Genomic DNA, 17,459 nt, shown 5'->3' with positions numbered 1-17,459 from the left:
TGACAGGTTTTGTGGCGGCTAGAGCTAATATAGACTGGTGGAGGCAAGCGGGATCGAACCGCTGACCTTCTGCGTGCAAAACAGATGCTCTACCAGCTGAGCTATACCCCCAGGTAATTCTTGCTTAAAGCATAAATCACTCAGGCTGAAATGCAAGAAATATTTATCTGTTAGGCTATTGCTAAATAGTGCACAAATTCTGCAGTTATGTACAATTCTCTATCTTTTTGTCTTCTCAGATTTTTACATCACACTATAAGCTTTGCCAAATGAATCTGTGAATTGAAAATTAACAAGAAGTTTTCCTTTAAAAATTTTTTAACTAAATTATCACTAACGCAGTATATTATATAATTTATTTAACCACACATGAAAATTTTAGTTTGATTAAAATGGATAAAAACTGTATTGATGTTTAGTATAGCTGAAAAATGAAATGATCCCGTAGCTCAGCCGGTAGAGCAACTGACTTTTAATCAGTGGGTCACGCGTTCGAATCGCGTCGGGATCACTCACAAATTTTGAAAAACATGCTAAAAGAACAAGACAAAATATTCACCAACCTAAATGGTAAAGAAACTCCACTACTTGAGGGTGCAAAAAAACGTGGTAGCTGGCAAAAAACAAAGGAGTTACTAGATTTAGGATCAGAAAAAATCATTGATGAAGTAAAGAAATCTGGTTTGAGAGGTCGAGGAGGTGCAGGATTTTCTACCGGCCTTAAGTGGAGCTTTATGCCCAAAAATCTTCCAAAAAAACAACCAACATATTTAGTAGTCAATGCAGATGAGTCAGAACCTGGTACATGTAAAGATAGAGATATATTGCGATATGAGCCACATAAGTTACTTGAGGGAATTCTCCTGGCCGGCAGAGCGATCAGCGCATCAGTTGCATATATTTATATCAGGGGTGAATTTTATAATGAATATTTAGTTCTAAAAAAGGCACTTGAGGAAGCCTATAAAGAAGGTTTAATTGGAAAAAATGCCTGCAAATCAGGCTATGATCTTGATGTGTTTATCCATAGGGGTGCAGGAGCTTACATATGTGGAGAAGAAACAGCTCAACTTGAATCAATTGAAGGAAAAAAGGGCTTTCCTCGCATGAAACCTCCATTTCCTGCAGGTGTTGGACTTTTTGGCTGCCCAACTACAATAAACAACGTTGAAACTATAGCCATGGTTCCAGATATTCTGAATCGCGGAGGAGAATGGTTTGCATCTCTTGGTAAACCAAATAATACTGGTACCAAGGTCTTTTGTATTTCAGGGCACGTAAACAACCCGTGTAATGTTGAAGAAGAGCTCGGAATTCCATTACGTGAATTGATTGAAAAATACGCAGGTGGAGTGCGAGGGGGTTGGAATAATTTACTTGCTGTAATACCTGGTGGGTCTTCAGTGCCATTAATTCCAAAATCTATATGCGATACTATTGAAATGGATTTTGATTCATTAAGAACTGCACAATCAGGGCTTGGTACTGCTGCTGTAATAGTGATGGATAAATCAACTGATATAATAGCTGCAATAGAGAGGTTATCACACTTTTATATGCATGAGTCCTGTGGGCAATGCACACCATGCCGTGAAGGTACTGGATGGATGTGGAGGATTATGAAGAGGATGGTGGCAGGAGATATTAAACCTGATGAAATAGATAAGCTGCTTGACCTTACAACTCAAATAGAAGGACATACAATTTGCGCGCTTGGCGATGCTGCAGCTTGGCCGATTCAAGGATTAATAAGACATTTTCGCCATGTTATCAAAGAGAGAGCGATAGTTTAACTCTACTTATACTTCTTAAGCCGTCTTGCTACTTAGCAACCAGAGCTAAAAAATATTGATTCCCTTCCCTTTTAGGTGCTAATTCTACCTTTGCGATATCTTCAGTGTCTCTAATTAGCCGTTCTAATTTTTCCAATCCAACTTCAGTGTTTATAAGCTCTCTGCCCTTAAATCTCATTGTAACTTTGATTTTATGTCCGTGGGCAAGTAAGTCTCTTGCTTGACGCAATTTTGTTCCGTAATCGTGATCACCAATATTGGGACCCAGTTTAATTTCTTTTATAGTTAATGTTTTTTGTTTCTTTTTTGCTTCACTTGCTTTCTTTTTTATATCATACTTTTGTTTGCTATAATCCAGTATTTTACATACTGGAGGAGTTGAATCAGGTGCAATTTCTACCAAGTCTAAACCAACACCCTGTGCAAGTTCCAAAGCTCGTTCTATTAGCACGATTCCGACCATTTCACCACTGTGATCAACTAAGCGTACCTCCTTAGCTGTGATGAATCCATTAATTCTGTTTTTATTGTTCTTTTTAACTTGCAAACTTTAACTCCCTTAATTCAAATTAATACTTTTTAACAGCGATTCATTAGCCTTTTCCAAAGAAAAAGACTCCTGTCTTTCCGATCCTAAATTTCTCACTGACACAGTTTTACTTGTAACTTCATTTTTGCCTACAATCCACAATATAGGAACCTTGTTTAGACTATGCAAACGTATCTTATAACTAATTTTTTCATTGGTCAAATCAGTCTTGACTCTCACACCTTGTTCTTTTAAGACATTGCTGATTTCTGTGGCGTAACCGTCAGCCTCATTTGTAATGGTCAGAATAGCAAGTTGCGTTGGAGCAAGCCAAACTGGAAATTTTCCTGCATAATTTTCTATCAAAATTCCAATAAAACGCTCAAAAGTCCCAAGAATTGCCCTATGTAGCATAACAGGGTGATGCTTGTGTCCATCTGCCCCTATATAAAAAGCTCCCAGACGTTCTGGTAAAATGAAATCAACTTGCAATGTTCCACATTGCCAGCTTCTGCCTATTGCATCTTTTAAAACAAACTCTAGCTTTGGACCATAAAATGCACCTTCACCAGGATTAAGTTTATAACTCAAGCCCGCTTCTTTAACGGCTTCAAGCAGCGCTTTTTCAGCTCTATCCCATACTTCATCATTACCTGCTCTAATACCTGGACGGTCTGAAAATTTCACAGAAATTTCATTGAACCCAAGCTCTGAATATACTTCTTTTAAAAGGTCACAAAACTTTATAGTCTCAGAATTCACTTGTTCTTCCATACAAAAAATGTGTGCATCGTCTTGCGTAAAACCACGCACTCGCATCAGTCCGTGCAATGAGCCTGAGCTTTCATTTCTATGGCATGTGCCAAACTCTGCCATACGTATTGGTAAATCACGATAGCTTCTGGTGTGAGAATTAAAAATCTGCACATGACAAGGACAATTCATGGGTTTTATTGCTAGCTTTTTGCTTTCAGATTCATCAACAATAAACATATTTTCACGAAACTTATCCCAATGTCCAGATTTTTCCCACAGCTCTTTGCTTACTAAAATAGGAGTTTTTACCTCAAAATAGCCATTATTTATTAGCTTCTTTCTGATGTAAGACTCAAGAACATTATATAGAATATATCCTTGTTCATGCCAAAAAACCTGCCCAACAGCTTCCTCTTGGATGTGAAATAAATCCATATCCTTGGCAATTTTGCGGTGATCACGTTTCTCTGCTTCTTTGAGACACTCAAGATAAGCGTTTAATTCATCCTTATTTCTCCATGCTGTGCCATATATTCGCTGCAACATTGGGCCCTTTGCATCACCTCGCCAGTATGCACCCGCTACTTTCATAAGTTTAAACGCTTTAACTCTGCCGGTTGATGGTGAGTGCGGACCACGACATAGGTCAATAAAATCACCTTGCCTATAAACAGTTAGGTTTTCACCCTCTGGTATGGATGAGATAATATCAACCTTATATTTTTCGCCTATACCACTAAAGAAATCAATTGCCTGCTTGCGAGTCCAAACTTCTCGAACAAATCTGTGGTTACTTTTTACAATCTCTTTCATTTTCTTTTCTATTGCGGTAAGATCGTCCGTAGTGAAGGTACGATCTGTAGCAAAATCATAGTAAAAACCGTCCTGAATTGTTGGGCCGATAGTAATCTGAGTATTAGGAAATAGCTCTTTCACTGCCTGCGCCATTATATGAGCAGCATCATGCCTTATTATATCTAAACCCGCTTCGTCACTCAGTTGTATTACCTCTATCTCTGTATCAGATTCAATTTCACGTGAGAGATCATATAACTCACCATTTACTTTCAATGCAACTGCTTCCTTTAAAACATTCGGCTGTAGTATATCAAAGCCAGTGACTTTACCACTGTATTCTTTTACTTTTTGTTCGGTTGAGAAAGTAATCCTAATCATTTATCGACCCTTTTGTCTAACCCTCTCTTTGTCATCCCAGTGCGTGACACTGGGATCCATCTTATTTTTATAATGGAAATTAGTTTAACGTATGCTCCTAAAATCTGTTGTCCATTGCACAATTTGCAAATATTTTTATACCTGGATCCCAGTGTCAAGCACTGGGATGACACCTTTGTGTTTGAGGCAAAACAGGCCATAACATTTAACATACTGCCCTCGCAAACAAATGTTCGTACAGTTGTGTATCAGCTACTTGGATGACACCACCCCTAGTGGGCACTGCCCCTAAATCATAATGGATAACAGGGTTATAAGCTCTGAACATTAATAATAAGGTCTATTCTTTTTTAACCTGAGTGCAATTGCGTCTTCCCAAATTTCACCATTACGCAATAACTTTTCTTTATTGTACATTAGCTCCTCTCTCGTTTCAGTAGCAAATTCAAAGTTAGGACCCTCCACAATTGCATCAACTGGACATGCCTCTTGGCAAAGCCCGCAGTATATGCATTTTGTCATGTCAATATCATAGCGTGTGGTGCGACGACTACCGTCTTCTCTTTCCTCTGCTTCAATAACTATTGCTTGAGCAGGGCAGATAACTTCGCATAATTTACAAGCTATGCACCGTTCTTCACCGTTTGGATACCTACGCAACGCATGCTCACCACGAAACCTTGGACTTAAAGGGCCCTTCTCCATAGGATATCTTAACGTAACCTTTGGTTTGAACATATATTTCAATGTAATAGCAAACCCTTTGATTAACTCTGCAAAAGACCAATACCAAGCTAATTTCTTGAGCATAAAATATTTAAAACTTGTGTCAGTCATTATAAATCATATTATCAGTTTTCAAAATAAATATTTTCACCTGGGTGACTTTTACAGCTTTTCTATATAATACATTCACTAGTATGATAGTACTGCATTAATATAAACTAGCAAGATAGATAAAAATTTTGAATATTTTCAAATTAGGTATTTTGGTTTCTTAAGTGTAATATTGCTAAGTAGTTTATATAAATAATGACAAACACAAATGAAACTATTTTCGCTTTGTCGACCGTATTTGGTAAGTCAGGAGTTGCAGTAATCAGAATTTCAGGCAATTACGCGCTTAAAGCTTTAAATCATTTTCATATTAAGAAAGAAATTAAACCAAGATTTGCTACTTTAGTTGATCTATATGATGATTTCAATCAATTGATAGATAATGGAATAATCATCTATTTCCCTGCTCCAAACAGTTTCACTGGCGAGAATGTTATAGAGTTACAAGTGCATGGAAGTAAGGCAGTCATAAAAATCATCTTGGAGGAATTATCAAAAATTTTCGTTATGGCCAGGCCTGGAGAATTCTCACTTAGGGCTTTTCTAAATGGTAAATTTGACTTAACTCAAATAGAAGGAATTGCAGACTTAATTGACGCTGAGACGAAAATGCAAGCTAAACAAGCGATTAAGCAGATATCAGGAGAATTGGAGAGACTATACAGCAATTGGAGGCAAAGATTGATAACGATACAATCCAAAATCGAAGCATATATAGACTTTCCAGAGGACATTTGGGCAGAAAAAAGTGAGTTGGAAAAAATTAATAATGAAGTGCAATCTCTCGTGCGATTGATACAAGAGCATTTAAATGATAATAGACGGGGCGAAAGGTTGCGTGAGGGTTTACATATTGTAATAACTGGTAAACCAAATGTCGGTAAATCAACTCTGTTTAATTTCTTAGCCAAGCGTGATATTGCTATTGTTTCTGAATATGCAGGCACAACAAGAGATATACTTGAAGCTCATATTGACATTGGCGGATACCCAATCATTCTCTCTGATACTGCTGGAATTCGTGAGAGTTCAGATCCAATAGAATCAGAAGGTATAAGTCGAGCGAAAAAGAGGTCTTTTGAAGCTGATTTAAGAATAGAACTATTTCCTTTTGAACAGCGTCATAATATCAATTGCAACGTTGTAAATAGCGATACTATTTATGTATTGAGCAAAGCTGACGATGTTATCAATAATCACAATATAAAAATTAATGGCATAGATCTTTTACCCATTTCTATTCTAAAGGAAATAGGTACAAACAAATTGATCTCTCTCATAAAAGAGAAGGCAGAGGAAAAATTTGGGCATGATAGAGACACCCCTGTAATCACTCGGCAAAGACATAGGAATCACATGAAGAAAGCACTGGAACATTTACAACGTTTTAATATCGATAATCCAATTGAGTTGATATCTGAAGATTTGAGGCTTGCTGCATTTGAACTTGGTGCGGTGATTGGAATTATTGATGTTGAGGAAATATTGAGTAGTGTGTTTAGCAACTTTTGCGTGGGCAAGTAAAGCTTTTATAGATTGCTTAAAATCAAATGTTGTGATAGAAAAGAAATGGACGGATGGCCGAGCGGTTTAAGGCACCAGTCTTGAAAACTGACGTACGTGATGAGCGTACCATGGGTTCGAATCCCATTCCGTCCGCACAGCATCTCGCTATGCTAGCTGATTTTTAGAGCTTATTTGGACTATGTGGTTCATAACGCTGGAAATCTTGTCTAATCTAGCCACATCTTTTAAAAATACATCCCTTTGTAAATTGACCTTGTTAGCAAAGAAAGCTAATATCTATAAATAGATCACCATCTGAATATGAAAACCGATATAGTAATAATAGGTGCAGGACCTGTTGGAATATTCACTGCTTTTCAAGCGGGAATGCTTGATATGAAATGTCATATAATAGATGTTTTGGATCAAGCAGGAGGACAATGCACAGCTCTTTACCCAGAAAAGCCAATATATGATATACCTGGTTATCCTGTAATTACTGCCCAAAAATTAATTGAGCAGCTAATGGAGCAAGCTTCGCCATTTAAGCCTATTTACCATTTAAGTCAAAAAGTAGAAAAGATTTCGAATAACTGCGATCAAAGCTTTATTATCATAACTAATACAGGTACAGAGGTAAAATGCAAAGCCGTTATTGTTGCTGCAGGTAACGGAATGTTTGAACCTAACCGTCCGCCCTTGAATGGTATATTAGAATATGAAAATAAATCTGTATTTTACAGTGTAAATAAAATTTCTGATTTTCAGGATAAAACTATAGTCATTGCAGGGGGGGGTGATTCTGCGGCTGATTGGACTGTAGAACTTTCTAAAGTTGCGAAGAAAATTTATGTGATACATAGGAGAAAGGAATTTCGCTGCACTCCTGAAACTAGAAATAAATTAGAATCACTTGAAAGTGATGGAAAGATAGAACTGGTAGTGCCATATCAATTACACGAACTAGCAGGAGGTAATGGGCAATTGAGCACAGTGATAGTAAAAAACATTGCCTCTAAGGAAGAAAAAGAAATATCCGCTGATTTTTTGCTGCCATTTTTTGGATTGTCAATGAATCTTGGTCCAATAAACAATTGGGGTATACAGTTAGAACATAGCCGCATAGTTGTCGACCCAGCTACACTTAAAACCAGTAGAGATAGGATATATGCAATCGGAGATATAGCTATTTATTCAGGCAAACTAAAGTTAATATTAAGTGGTTTTGCTGAGAGTGCCATGGCTTGTCATGACATATACAAAGTAATCCACAATTCTCCAGTCAATTTTCAATACTCGACTTCGAAGGGAATTCACGGGAAAGAAAAACTTCCTTGACAAACCTCACCAGCTCCCTTATCATGAAACTGAAGCTATTGTATTTGCTTTCGCCAATCTGCAGATTAAAAGGTAAGGATTACTTAATGTATCGGCGTCTTATGTTCAATTTTTTGCAGTATATAGATACTGTATGTCTTTACAAAACTTCATCTACATCTAGATTTTTATCTAAATAAGCTGAACGCGCTTACAAAGCGTTACAAGACATCAAAAAATGCCAATACTCGACAGAGATAGTAAAAGACTAGCTAACTCGGGGATTCTTTGTCTTTTTTTCTGCTTAGTAAATTTCTTAAACGTTTGCAGCGTAAGTTAGTTGCAATTAAAAGCAGCTTAATCTCGCTTGTCAAGCGTTTAAAACATAAAAAACGCCAATATTTTAAAGCGGATAATAACCCCAGGGCTTCTTTTGCCTTTTTTTTCATTTGGTAAATTTCTTAAATATTTGTGGCTAAACGACAACCGTCATCCCGCTGCTTGTTAGCGGGATCTAGAGATACCGCGAATGAATCGCGGTATGACGTAGGACTGCTGTCATTCCAGTGCTCCTTTTTTTGTCATCCGAGTAGCTGACACTGGGATCCAGGAAACTTAACTTTACACCAGGTGAATGTACAATAAGAACTGGATTCCAGACTGGAATGACACCGAAGGGGCTACTGGGATGACAGGAGAAAGAGGCACTGGAATGACAAAGAGGGTACTTGGATGACAGGAGGTAATGCAGGAAGTCTAATAGTGCAGCAACACGGAACCCCAGGTCAGGCCTGCACCTATTGAAATCAGCAGTACCAGATTTCCTGATTTTATTTTTGATTCTTGTATTGCATAGTCTAAGGCCAGTGGAATTGATGCCGCTGAGGTGTTTGCATGCTTATCAACGGTATTAATCACTTTCTCTATAGGAAAATCTAATTTCTTTACTACTGCTTCAATAATACGAATGTTTGCTTGATGGGGAATTAACCAGTCAATATCAGTGATTTTCAAATTATTGCATTTCAGAGTTTCCTCTACTGAGGCTGTTAACTTATCCACTGCATGTTTAAACACTTCTCTTCCATTCATGCATATTTTTCCAGAATCACCAGTAGAGGATACCCCTCCGTTCGTACATAGTATGTCCACATTGCCGTCAGAGTATAAGTTTGTTGATATGATGCCGCTTCTACCCATTTCTGATTTCATCACCACTGCACCAGCACCATCACCAAAGAGTACACAAGTTGACCTATCTTCCCAATCAACAATCCTAGACATTATTTCAGCACCTATAACCAATGCATATTTAATTCTATTGTTAGATTTTATGAGCGAATCAGCAACTGTAACTGCATATATAAAACCAGAGCATGCTGCTTGTACATCAAAAGCAAATGCGTTTTTACATTTTAACTTACTTTGTACAATCGTTGCACAGCTAGGAAAAGTTTTATCAGGAGTTGTTGTAGCAACTATAATCAAGTCAATTTCATCTACTGAAATTTTAGCTTTTTCTATAGCACTTTTTGCTGCATTTACAGCTAGATCTGACGTTAGTTCTCCTTCATCTGCTATATGCCTTTGAACTATTCCTGTTCTCTGCCTTATCCATTCATCGCTCGTCTCAACTATCGATGCAATTTCGTTGTTACTCAACATTTTTCTTGGTAGGTAAGATCCAGTGCTTAATATGAAACTTTTATTCAATATGACTTACCCCGTTAATTATCTTTTGATTTAAATTTTCACTAATTGCATTTACTGCAAATTTTATGGCATGGGCAAAAGAAATAGCATCAGAATTTCCATGACTTTTAATGATGATACCATTCAGCCCTAAAAACATAGCTCCACTTCTAATTTTGGGATTAAAACGCGTTAAAGCTTTATTTAGTTTGGATTTTAACAATATACCAACAAGCATTTTCGCTATCCACGAATTGAATACTTCCTGCTTTATTAGATTGATAAAGGTACTAGCGGTTGCCTCAGCCGTTTTGAGCATTACATTGCCAACAAAACCATCAGCAACAATCACATCTATACTACCCTCTAAAAATTCACTTGCCTCTATATACCCTTTGAAATTAATGCCTGGAGCGTTTTTAAGCAACTCAAAAGCGCCGCGCACTGAGTCATTACCTTTAACTTCTTCTGTGCCGATATTTAGCAAAGCAACTTCAGGATTGTCAATTTTTAATGCTATTTTTGCAAATATACTACCCATTAACGCAAATTGAAATAATGAGTCGGCATTACAATCAACATTTGCACCAAGGTCAAGCAAAGCGAAGCTTTTTGTCTTAGTTGGACAGATAGAGGCAATAGCAGGACGATAAATGTTTGGTAATGTTCCTAAAATAAATCTGGAAATTGCCATCAATGCTCCGGTGTTGCCTGAAGACACCACTCCGAAAGCTTTACCTTTTTTTACTGCCTCAATGGCAGCTTTCATACTTGAGTCTTTACGATGCCTCAGTGCAAAAGATGGCTTATCATTTGCAAGAACATTGTCAGAACAATGAGTAAACTCAGAATTGTTACTTACTTTTTTGTATTTTGAAAGCAAAGGAGATACTTCTTCCTTATCTCCATAAATATGAAAAAAAACTTTAATGCCTGGGTCAACAAGGTTGTCTAAAAAAAAACCAGCACCATGAATTACGGAAAGAGGCGCAAAATCGCCCCCCATAGCGTCAAGTGCAATAACTATATTATTATTGACCGTAGGTAACATATCATAATAGTCACTCTGCCTGTTGCTTGATGAAAACCCGTTTTCCTTTGTAACTGCCATCAACTGCTACGTTATGAGGCAACATGAATTCCCCAGTTGTTGAACATACCACAATATTCTTAGGCTCAATAGCATGATGAGAACGATGCATATTACGCCTTGACTTTGACTTTTTTCTTTTTGGAACTGCCAAAACTTCCTCCATTCTACTACAAAATTCAATTCATTAGTAACATGTTTTTTACAGGAAGTAAACAGGGATAGTAAAATAAGTAAGGTTTGCTTATGTAATTGAGTTCTATAGCTAAAGTGGCTCTACAATTTGAAAAACCGTCATTCCGCTACTCGTTAGCGGAATCTATACCGCGAATGAATTGCGGTATGACGTAGGGAAACCTTTCTTGGGTTAAGCTTTAAATTAAAACATCAAGTATATTGAACTTAAAACATATCTCAGCTATACTTTGCGATAAAGTTAATAAAAATTTTAATAAAATCAGTAAGACTAACCTCTAGCTAAAATGAATACAAAGTGAGCTTTTTTGATATAAATAGTGTTAGAATAATTGGTAGGTACTTTATCAATTTTTTGTTAAGGCTTGGTAGTGCATTCATATTTTTTATTCAATCTCTATACCACTGCCTTGTGCCACCATATTATTTTAGCAACATAGCAAGACAAATTATAGAGATAGGCTTTTTCTCTCTGCCAATTGTTGGGCTCACTGGAGTTTTTATAGGAGCGGCAATAGTTTTACAAAGTAGCTTGAGTGACCCATTAATTAACCAAGAACAGATAATACCCAAACTTGTTACGATCACTATCATTAAAGAGTTAGGACCAGTTTTGATCAGCTTAATAATGGTAGGAAAGGTTGGATCATCAGTTGCAGCAGAAATTGGTACAATGCGCATCACCGAGCAAATAGATGCACTTACAACCTTGAACATCAACCCTTTTAAATATTTAATTGCACCAAGGATTTTAGCGTCAATCATAGTATTTCCCATACTTACAGTATGTGCAGATTTAATAGGAATATTTGGAGGATGTATCACTGCAGTCTTCGAATTTAACCACAATTTAAATATATATATTAAACACACAGCTCAGTTCTTTAATACGTATGATTTTATAACTGGGCTAATAAAAGCAACTGTATTTGGCGCCATAATTTCTGTCTCAAGCTGCTATTACGGTTACCATTGCAAAGAAGGTGCACGAGGAGTAGGTGTTGCTACAACATCAACTGTTGTTTTATCGTCCATACTGATCATTTTAGCAAACTACATGATTACTTTGATACATGCGTAACCCCATAATATCAATATTGAACTTAAGCTTATCTTTTGATGATAGGACAGTACTAAAAGATCTAAATTTTGATATATTAAAAGGGGAATCATTAGTCATACTTGGTGGCTCAGGAAGCGGCAAATCTGTATTAACAAAAACAATTATCGGCTTGCTTGCTCCAGACTCAGGGTCTGTTAAAATAAATAGTAAAAGCAAAAATAAATTTGGGGTTTTATTTCAAAATTCCGCTTTATTTGACTACGTTACAGTGTGGGAAAATATATCTTTTAATTATAAAAAGCGCTTTAATATCAGCAAAAAAGAGGCAAAACAGCTAGCAATCGAGAAGTTAAATGATGTTGGACTGGAGGAAAGCATAGCAGATATGTTTCCAATAGAGCTATCAGGTGGAATGAAAAAAAGAGTGGCACTTGCAAGGGCGATTGCACACAATCCAGAAATCATTATTTTGGATGAACCAACTTCAGGATTGGACCCAATTATGTCAGATATAGTAAACGAGATAATAATAAAATTATCTAGAGATCTTAACCCTACAATTATCACGATTACACATGATATTCATAGCGCATTTAAAATAGCTGATAAAATAGCAGTATTATATGAAGGGGAGATCATTTCCCATGGAACTGTTCAGGAAATACAAAATACTAATAACGAATATATAAAAAAATTCATTCATTATATATAGCTAAAGATATATACACTATTGCTAACAGTCATATTTTTAAGTTTTAACTTTGTAAAAGGTAGTGGACATTGGAATTCAGATTTTTTTCAAACTGGATCCTATAGCTAACACGTCATACCGCGATTCATTCGCGGTATCTCGGCATAGATTCCGCTAACTAGTAGCGGAATGACGAATTTGTCGTTTTTCAAATTGTCGTAAGTCAGTTTAGCTATATATAGGATGACAGAAATTGTTTGTATTAGCTATATTCAAAAGCTCTATTGATATTTTGCAATATTTGTGATAAAATAATAGCTTAAGGTTGAGAGTAAAAATTTATGAGTGAAGCTCAAGGTCCAAATATTGCAGAATGGCAAGCGCAGCAGCAACACCAAGAGGCTGCTGGTGAGAAAAGTGGTTTTGGTCTTGGTCATAGTGACTCTGTTTCAACAGTCGTGGATGGAATGAAATGGTTGTTCAACTTTCATGAAGGAGCAATTGCTGCTTATAGTAACGTGTTTGAAGGTTTGGTGAGTGGTAGTAGTCTAGTAACGCTGTTTGGAAAATCAGGTAATATGTTTGGCATAAAATTTCTTGAAGGCCTTGCAGAATATTTTTCAGGTGGAGGTGGGGAAGATATGCCATCAGAAGGAATGGATATGGCTCATGGTGATGATGGACATCACTCAGATGATTACCCTCATGCCAATAACGAAATAGCTCATAATGCTGATGGTTTGCAAGACATGCATGATGCAGGTGATCACCATGGTCAATCTTTTTCACCTGGTCCTTCACCATCTGTTGGCGATGACCACGGACATGAACTTGGTTAAACGCTTAAAAACTGCTGAATAGTATGCGAGAAGGCCTAATAAGAAAAGTTGCTGTTGTTATAATTAACATGAGTTTGTCTTAGTGAAAAAGGTTTCAGTTTTAGGGTCAACAGGAAGTGTTGGAAAAAAGACTGTAGATTTGCTCTCAAAGAGAAAAGAAGAATACCAAGTGGAAGCACTAAGTGCCCATTCGAACTTTGCTCTACTGGCACACCAAGCAAAACTGCTAAATGCAAAATATGTTGCTATCTCCGATGAAAGGCTTTACAAAGATTTAAAAGAAAATCTACTTGGTACAGATGTAAAAATAGCAATTGGTGCTACAAATATTGCTACCATACCTGTTGATCTCTCAGTTGTTGCAATAGTTGGCATTGCAGGCCTTGAGCCAGTTATGGAGGTTATAGAAAGCGGTACCAAAGTCATTGCATTGGCAAACAAAGAAAGCATTGTTTGCGGTGGAAAGTTATTACTTAAAAAAGCTAAAGAAAAAAACGTACAAATAATCTCTATTGACTCTGAGCACAACGCAATTTTTCAAATTTTGCAAAATGACGACAAATGCATAGAAAAGATCATACTTACTGCTTCTGGTGGACCATTCTTAAATTATAGTTCTGAGCAATTAAGAAATGTCATAGTAGATCAGGCGCTTAGTCACCCCACTTGGAATATGGGAAAGAAAATCTCGATTGATAGCGCAACAATGATGAATAAGGCACTAGAGATAATAGAAGCACATAACTTGTTTAACATCAGCCCGGATAAAATTGAAGCAATAGTGCATCCTGAGTCAATAGTACATGGAATTGTAACTTATAAGGATGGGTTCAACTTTGCTGTGCTTGCAGAGACTGACATGGCAATTCCCATTTCATATGCTTTGTCTTGGCCGGAAAGATCAGCTTTAAATCGTAAATTAGATTTAACAAAGCAAGGAAAATTGACCTTTCAAGAACCAGACCATAAGCGTTTTCCTGCGCTAAAGCTTAGCATGGCAGTGTTAAACTCTTCTGCTCCACAAACAAACAGTATTGTGCTCAATGCTGCAAATGAAATAGCTGTTAATGAATTTTTGAAGTCACGAATCGGCTTTTTAAAAATAGTAGAAGTAGTGGAATCAACAATGGAAAGTTTTGATAGTTATACTGATATTAATTCACTATCTGATATAATAAATATTGATTGTGAAAGTCGTATTATTGCTCACAAAATTGTTGAAAGTAAAGTTGTTGCGTATAGCTAGAGTAATGTAACCAGACTGCATTCTGTGATTTTTTTTTTAGCAAAGCACGATACACAATCGTCATTCCGCTACTAGTTAGCGGAATCTATGCCGAGATACCGCGGCGGTATGACGGTTCGCGGTGGTATGACGGTTAAGTAATTCGTCATCCCGCTGCTTGTTAGCGGGATCTAGAGATACCGCGGCGGTATGACGGTTCGCGGCGGCATAGCTATCTTCAAAAATATGGTTGAATAATTGTTAATAATAGTGTATAATTATTAATATTTTTAAGCACTTTGGCTATGGCTTTATCTAAGTTTCTCGACCCTAAGCTGGATTTAACCTTTAAAAGAATCTTTGGCACTGAAAAAAATAAGAATATTCTCATACATTTTTTGAATGATATTTTAGGGTTTACTGAGATAAATACTATACAAGAAGTGGAATTCCTCAGTACTATAATGGATCCTGAAATTGCATCTGATAAACAAAGTATAGTTGATGTTCTTTGCAGGGATTCTAGTGGGGCCAGGTATGTGATTGAAATGCAGCTTACTCGCGATAAAGGCTTCGAAAAACGAGCTCAACTATATGCTGCTAAGGCTTACTCAAGGCAAGCTGATAAATCTGGTAAGTACATTGATTTAAAGAAGGTTTTCTTTATTGCTATCTCTAATTGTAATTTATTTCCTGATAAGCTTGATTATATATCCAGCCACACTATAAGAGACGAGAAAACCAATGAGCATGACTTAAAAGATTTTCAATTTGTATTTATTGAACTACCTAAATTTCCTAAGAATAAGGAAGAACAGCTAGAAAGCATAGTGGATCGTTGGTTATTTTTCTTCAAATATGCAGATGAAACTACGGAAGAAGACTTAAGGAAAATAGCAGAAAAAGCACCAATAATAAAGTTAGCCTACGATGAATTAGACAGGTTTAGCTGGAATGAAAAAGATTTAGTAGCTTACGAAGAAAGAATAATGGATCTACGGAAAGAAGAAGCCATTCTTGAATACAGACTTGATCTTGCTACTGAAAAAGGCAAAAAAATTGGTAAAGAGGAAGGCAAAATTGAAGGCAAAATTGAAGGGAAAATCGAAGTCGCAAAAGCAATGCTGGCTAATAATGTTGATGTTAACACTATTGTCAAGTTTACTGGCCTTTCTATTAGTGAGATTGAAGAATTAAGTGTGAACGGTACAGAGTAATTTCAAAGTGCATTTGCAGTTGGAACGGATACATTTAATGAGAGTCCCATTTCACGGTGTTCAAATCTACTCCTTCTTGTACCATCTCCCAAAGTGGGCTCATTTCTCTCAGTCGGCCAACATTTTTAGCAACAAGATCTGCTGCATACAAAACTTCTTCTTTAGTTGTAAATCGGCCTAGGCCAAATCTAATTGATGAATGCTCAAGGTCATGGCCATTATTTAGCGACCGTACGACATAGGAAGGCTCAAGAGACGCAGACGTGCACGCAGAACCAGAACTTACTGCTAAATCCTTGATTGCCATGATGAGAGACTCACCCTCAACATAGGGAAAGCTCAAGTTTAGGTTGCCAGGAATTCTATTTTCATAATCACCATTTAAAACGATATCAGGAAACGCTTCTTTTATCTTGTTATACAAAATATCCCTTAATTCTTCCACTCTAGTTGTTTCTTTTTTCATTTCTTCTTTAGCAATACGTGCCGCTTCACCAAAACCAACTGCAAGAGGTGTTGGAACTGTTCCAGAACGCATGCCTCTTTCCTGTCCACCACCACTAATTAGTGGTATCAGCCTAACACGAGGATTCTTTCTACGGACATATAATGCACCTATTCCCATAGGCCCATAAATTTTGTGGCTAGAGAGACTCATAAGATCAATGCACATCTCATTAACATCAATTGGAACTTTTCCAAAGCTTTGAGCTGCATCTGTGTGGAAAAATATATTACGCTTCCTGCATATTTCACCAATCTCCTTTACAGGCTGAATTACTCCGATTTCATTATTTACCATCATCACTGAAACCAGGATTGTTTTATCAGTAATTGCTTCCTCAAGCTTTAATAAATCTATAATTCCGTTTTGCTTAACAGGCAAATATGTAACTTTAAAGCCTTCATTTTCCAGATGCCGACAAGAATCCAGAACACACTTATGCTCCGTGCAGACAGTTATTATATGATTTCCTTTATTTTTATAAAAGTGAGCAACGCCCTTGATTGCCGTATTATTTGACTCAGTTGCACCTGAGGTAAAGATAATTTCTTTGCTATCTGCGTTCACCAGATCAGCGATGTGTTTCCTTGCTTTTTCCACTGCTTCTTCAGCAGTCCAACCAAATGAATGGCTGCGAGAGTGTGCATTACTGAACTCACCAAAGTAAGGTATCATCACCTCTAAAACACGGGGATCTACTTTAGTAGTAGATTGATAATCAAGAAATATTGGTAATTTTATTTTAGCATCGTGTATTTTTTTACTTTCAACATTCATAAAGCTACCACGGAGACAAAATTTAAAATTATTTTATAGCATTAAAACTTAATTTTTTCAAGATATAATCTTGCATCAAGTACAAAAGTGTCATCCAAGTAGCTGACACATAACTGTACGAACATTTATTTGCGAAAGCAGTGTGTTAAATGTTATAGCCAGTTTTGCCTCAAACACAAAGGCAGTGCCCAGACACTGGGATGACACCCTATTGGTGGCAATTGCTTCCAAATCATAATGTTTGTACAGCT

Annotated in this window: 17 protein-coding genes and 3 tRNA genes; 10 read left to right on the top strand and 10 right to left on the bottom strand. The window is 36.8% G+C overall.

Features of this window, described 5'->3' with window-relative positions:
• Positions 1-35: 35 nt before the first annotated feature.
• A tRNA-Ala gene (locus ABWU29_RS01415) sits at positions 36-111 on the bottom strand.
• Positions 112-438: 327 nt separating this feature from the next.
• On the opposite strand from ABWU29_RS01415, the gene ABWU29_RS01410 reads away from it, so the two are divergent.
• Both ABWU29_RS01410 and nuoF read left to right on the top strand, forming a co-directional pair.
• Positions 439-511: transfer RNA gene (locus ABWU29_RS01410), tRNA-Lys, on the top strand.
• A 19-nt stretch (positions 512-530) separates the two neighbouring features.
• Complete coding sequence (gene nuoF, locus ABWU29_RS01405) at positions 531-1,793, top strand: NADH-quinone oxidoreductase subunit NuoF (protein ID WP_353280071.1); 1,263 nt, start codon at positions 531-533, stop codon at positions 1,791-1,793.
• A gap of 28 nt (positions 1,794-1,821) precedes the next feature.
• On the opposite strand, the gene infC is transcribed toward nuoF, so the two are convergent.
• The 4 genes from infC to nuoI all read right to left on the bottom strand — a co-directional run bounded on the left by infC (position 1,822) and on the right by nuoI (position 5,064).
• Entirely contained in the window at positions 1,822-2,340 is a 519-nt protein-coding gene (gene infC, locus ABWU29_RS01400; protein WP_015589305.1) for a translation initiation factor IF-3, read from the bottom strand.
• Positions 2,341-2,352: 12 nt separating this feature from the next.
• Complete coding sequence (gene thrS / locus ABWU29_RS01395) at positions 2,353-4,254, bottom strand: threonine--tRNA ligase (RefSeq protein ID WP_141456657.1); 1,902 nt, start codon at positions 4,252-4,254, stop codon at positions 2,353-2,355.
• On the bottom strand, positions 4,251-4,466 hold the full coding sequence (locus tag ABWU29_RS01390; RefSeq protein ID WP_144054593.1) for a hypothetical protein: 216 nt from the start codon (positions 4,464-4,466) through the stop codon (positions 4,251-4,253). Before ABWU29_RS01390 ends, thrS begins: the two co-directional genes overlap by 4 nt.
• A 115-nt stretch (positions 4,467-4,581) precedes the next feature.
• Positions 4,582-5,064 (bottom strand): NADH-quinone oxidoreductase subunit NuoI, encoded by a 483-nt coding sequence (gene nuoI / locus ABWU29_RS01385; RefSeq protein ID WP_041573606.1) that lies wholly within the window; start codon positions 5,062-5,064, stop codon positions 4,582-4,584.
• A gap of 222 nt (positions 5,065-5,286) precedes the next feature.
• On the opposite strand from nuoI, the gene mnmE reads away from it, so the two are divergent.
• From mnmE to ABWU29_RS01370, 3 genes are all read left to right on the top strand, one after another.
• Complete coding sequence (gene mnmE, locus ABWU29_RS01380; RefSeq protein ID WP_015589308.1) at positions 5,287-6,615, top strand: tRNA uridine-5-carboxymethylaminomethyl(34) synthesis GTPase MnmE; 1,329 nt, start codon at positions 5,287-5,289, stop codon at positions 6,613-6,615.
• A gap of 47 nt (positions 6,616-6,662) precedes the next feature.
• Positions 6,663-6,750: transfer RNA gene (locus ABWU29_RS01375), tRNA-Ser, on the top strand.
• A 168-nt stretch (positions 6,751-6,918) separates the two neighbouring features.
• Entirely contained in the window at positions 6,919-7,935 is a 1,017-nt protein-coding gene (locus ABWU29_RS01370) for an NAD(P)/FAD-dependent oxidoreductase (protein ID WP_174516794.1), read from the top strand.
• Between the two features lie 735 nt (positions 7,936-8,670).
• Here the strand turns inward: ABWU29_RS01370 and ABWU29_RS01365 are convergent.
• From ABWU29_RS01365 to rpmF, 3 genes are read right to left on the bottom strand one after another with little or no spacing between them, the layout of a single operon-like run.
• Entirely contained in the window at positions 8,671-9,627 is a 957-nt protein-coding gene (locus tag ABWU29_RS01365; RefSeq protein ID WP_141456654.1) for a beta-ketoacyl-ACP synthase III, read from the bottom strand.
• Entirely contained in the window at positions 9,620-10,657 is a 1,038-nt protein-coding gene (plsX, locus tag ABWU29_RS01360; RefSeq protein WP_015589311.1) for a phosphate acyltransferase PlsX, read from the bottom strand. Before plsX ends, ABWU29_RS01365 begins: the two co-directional genes overlap by 8 nt.
• Before the next feature lie 10 nt (positions 10,658-10,667).
• Positions 10,668-10,850 carry a 50S ribosomal protein L32 gene (rpmF, locus tag ABWU29_RS01355; protein WP_041573607.1) on the bottom strand — a complete coding sequence of 61 codons (183 nt, stop codon included), beginning with the start codon at positions 10,848-10,850 and terminating at the stop codon, positions 10,668-10,670.
• Positions 10,851-11,189: 339 nt separating this feature from the next.
• Between rpmF and ABWU29_RS01350 the strand changes: the two genes are divergently transcribed.
• The 5 genes from ABWU29_RS01350 (at position 11,190) to ABWU29_RS01330 (ending at position 15,926) form a co-directional block, all read left to right on the top strand.
• Positions 11,190-11,972: an MlaE family ABC transporter permease gene (locus ABWU29_RS01350; RefSeq protein ID WP_015589313.1), complete on the top strand. Its 783-nt coding sequence runs from the start codon at positions 11,190-11,192 to the stop codon at positions 11,970-11,972.
• Entirely contained in the window at positions 11,965-12,666 is a 702-nt protein-coding gene (locus tag ABWU29_RS01345; protein WP_006279859.1) for an ABC transporter ATP-binding protein, read from the top strand. The genes ABWU29_RS01350 and ABWU29_RS01345 overlap by 8 nt, the downstream gene beginning before the upstream one ends.
• 320 nt (positions 12,667-12,986) lie before the next feature.
• On the top strand, positions 12,987-13,484 hold the full coding sequence (locus ABWU29_RS01340) for a hypothetical protein (RefSeq protein WP_007548965.1): 498 nt from the start codon (positions 12,987-12,989) through the stop codon (positions 13,482-13,484).
• A gap of 82 nt (positions 13,485-13,566) precedes the next feature.
• Positions 13,567-14,730, top strand: a complete 1,164-nt coding sequence (gene dxr / locus ABWU29_RS01335; RefSeq protein WP_015589315.1) for a 1-deoxy-D-xylulose-5-phosphate reductoisomerase — start codon at positions 13,567-13,569, stop codon at positions 14,728-14,730.
• Positions 14,731-15,014: 284 nt separating this feature from the next.
• Positions 15,015-15,926: an Rpn family recombination-promoting nuclease/putative transposase gene (locus tag ABWU29_RS01330; protein ID WP_285520336.1), complete on the top strand. Its 912-nt coding sequence runs from the start codon at positions 15,015-15,017 to the stop codon at positions 15,924-15,926.
• 34 nt (positions 15,927-15,960) lie between these two features.
• Here ABWU29_RS01330 and ABWU29_RS01325 read toward each other — a convergent pair whose 3' ends face one another.
• Positions 15,961-17,208: an IscS subfamily cysteine desulfurase gene (locus ABWU29_RS01325; protein ID WP_015589317.1), complete on the bottom strand. Its 1,248-nt coding sequence runs from the start codon at positions 17,206-17,208 to the stop codon at positions 15,961-15,963.
• Between the two features lie 90 nt (positions 17,209-17,298).
• The gene (locus tag ABWU29_RS01320; protein WP_153296798.1) at positions 17,299-17,439 is read right to left on the bottom strand and encodes a hypothetical protein; all 141 of its coding nucleotides are present in this window, start codon (positions 17,437-17,439) and stop codon (positions 17,299-17,301) included.
• Positions 17,440-17,459: the final 20 nt, after the last annotated feature.

Source organism: Wolbachia endosymbiont (group A) of Phasia obesa, assembly GCF_964028125.1.
Classification (GTDB): domain Bacteria; phylum Pseudomonadota; class Alphaproteobacteria; order Rickettsiales; family Anaplasmataceae; genus Wolbachia; species Wolbachia pipientis.
The sequence above is the reverse complement of the archived record's forward strand: the minus strand, read 5'-3'. Positions and strand labels throughout refer to the sequence as shown.

Bases quoted from the DNA above. Each gene is read 5' to 3' on its own strand.
- ABWU29_RS01345 (WP_006279859.1), top strand. From the start codon at position 11,965: ATGCGTAACCCCATAATATCAATATTGAACTTAAGCTTATCTTTTGAT.
- ABWU29_RS01340 (WP_007548965.1), top strand. From the start codon at position 12,987: ATGAGTGAAGCTCAAGGTCCAAATATTGCAGAATGGCAAGCGCAGCAG.
- ABWU29_RS01390 (WP_144054593.1), bottom strand. From the start codon at position 4,466: ATGTTAAATGTTATGGCCTGTTTTGCCTCAAACACAAAGGTGTCATCC.
- thrS (WP_141456657.1), bottom strand. From the start codon at position 4,254: ATGATTAGGATTACTTTCTCAACCGAACAAAAAGTAAAAGAATACAGT.
- nuoI (WP_041573606.1), bottom strand. From the start codon at position 5,064: ATGCTCAAGAAATTAGCTTGGTATTGGTCTTTTGCAGAGTTAATCAAA.
- ABWU29_RS01330 (WP_285520336.1), top strand. From the start codon at position 15,015: ATGGCTTTATCTAAGTTTCTCGACCCTAAGCTGGATTTAACCTTTAAA.
- plsX (WP_015589311.1), bottom strand. From the start codon at position 10,657: ATGTTACCTACGGTCAATAATAATATAGTTATTGCACTTGACGCTATG.
- ABWU29_RS01325 (WP_015589317.1), bottom strand. From the start codon at position 17,208: ATGAATGTTGAAAGTAAAAAAATACACGATGCTAAAATAAAATTACCA.
- nuoF (WP_353280071.1), top strand. From the start codon at position 531: ATGCTAAAAGAACAAGACAAAATATTCACCAACCTAAATGGTAAAGAA.
- ABWU29_RS01370 (WP_174516794.1), top strand. From the start codon at position 6,919: ATGAAAACCGATATAGTAATAATAGGTGCAGGACCTGTTGGAATATTC.
- mnmE (WP_015589308.1), top strand. From the start codon at position 5,287: ATGACAAACACAAATGAAACTATTTTCGCTTTGTCGACCGTATTTGGT.